This window comes from Haloarcula sp. HT12, assembly GCF_055271655.1.
Map to the genome: position 1 here is coordinate 1 of NZ_JBUXKW010000012.1, position 1,453 is coordinate 1,453.

The following is a 1,453-nucleotide window of genomic DNA, read 5'->3' on the forward strand; positions in this document are numbered from 1 at the left end:
GAGCGCCAATCTACTCGATTACCCTGTAACGGGTACGGACAGGTCTCGGTGGTGGATTTGAGTCCCGATCATTTTGGGCGCCTCAAACCTCGGCCGGTAAGCTGTTACGCTTTTCTTAGAGGGTAGCTGCTTCTAAGCTCACCTCCCGGCTGTCTAGGGCTCGAGACCACCTTCAGAGGATTACACTTAATCCACACTTGGGGACCTTAACCTATCTCTGGGTTGTTCCCCTCCTGGTACACAGGCTTACCCCGCGCACCGGAATCCCCGCGTCAAACAGCGTCTGTAGGTTTGGAGTTTGACAGGTGTGCCGACTCCTCTCGGAGGCGGACACACCAATCGGTCGCTCTACCCCACAGACTACCTCGGCGGAGGTCATGCTTCGACATGTTTCGATTGGAACCAGCTGTTGCCGGACTCGATGGGCCTTTCACCCCTACACATAGATCACGAGAGGGTATTGTAGGACACCAACTCTAACAGACTTCCACGTGCCTTTCGGCACGCTTCATCTTGTCCATGCGTAGATCGTCCGGATTCGGGTCGTGTCCGTGTGGCTCCCCGCGCTTGAACACGGCGGCCCTCGGGCAAAGCCCTGCGGCCATGTCGGTTTCCCTGTGCCTCCCCGGATGCTCCGGTTAGACTTGCCATACAGACACACTCCCTGGCTCGTTTTTCAAAACGTACGACAGAACATCGGCTTCCCGTGAGTCTTACTGGAGACTCGCGTCTCGGTCATTCGTCATGGGACCTTGTATGCCCTGTCGCTCGATCGCCAACTGATTTCATGCTCTATTTCGCCTCCCTTCTGAGGGTACTTTGCAGCGTTCGTTCACACTACTTGTTCACTATCGGTCTCAGGTTGTGTTTAGCCTTCGCAGTCGATGCCTGCGTTATTCGCGAGGGATATCCAACCCCCGCTACTCTGGCACTACCGCACAGCGTACTGGTCTCGAGTACGGGGTTGTCACCCTGTATCACGCTCTGTTCCAAGAGACTTCGTCGAGACGGTCGGCTGATGAGAGGTAGCCCTGACACCACATTGCCCGTGAGGGCTTCGGTTTGGGCTGTATCGCGTTCACTCGCGGTTACTGACGACATCACATTGCGTTTTCTTTTCCTCCCGATACTGAGATGTTTCAGTTCTCGGGGTTCCTCATTGCGCGAAGCAATTGTTAGAGAGATTCTCATTCGGAAATCTGTGGTTCTTCGCCTCCGTGCGGCTCCCCACAGCTTATCGCAGCTTGGCACGTCCTTCATCAGCGCCTGAGCCGAGCAATCCACCAGCTGGCATAGTAGCCAACGTCGTTGTGACTCGTTCAACTGAACGAGTCCAGTGGACGCCTGGATCGCACGTACACACGGTTTCATATTCGCCCCCAAGGTGGAGATGGTGGGCGAATCGACCCTTCCCAGGCGCGGTTTCACCCGGCCTGGTGCATCTGTCGTCGTA

General features: G+C 56.0%; 1 rRNA gene. It reads right to left on the bottom strand.

Annotation, left to right across the window (positions count from 1 at the left end):
• A 23S ribosomal RNA gene (locus tag ACY9XZ_RS21845) occupies positions 1-1,308 on the bottom strand; the annotation flags it as partial.
• Between the last annotated feature and the right edge of the window lie 145 nt (positions 1,309-1,453).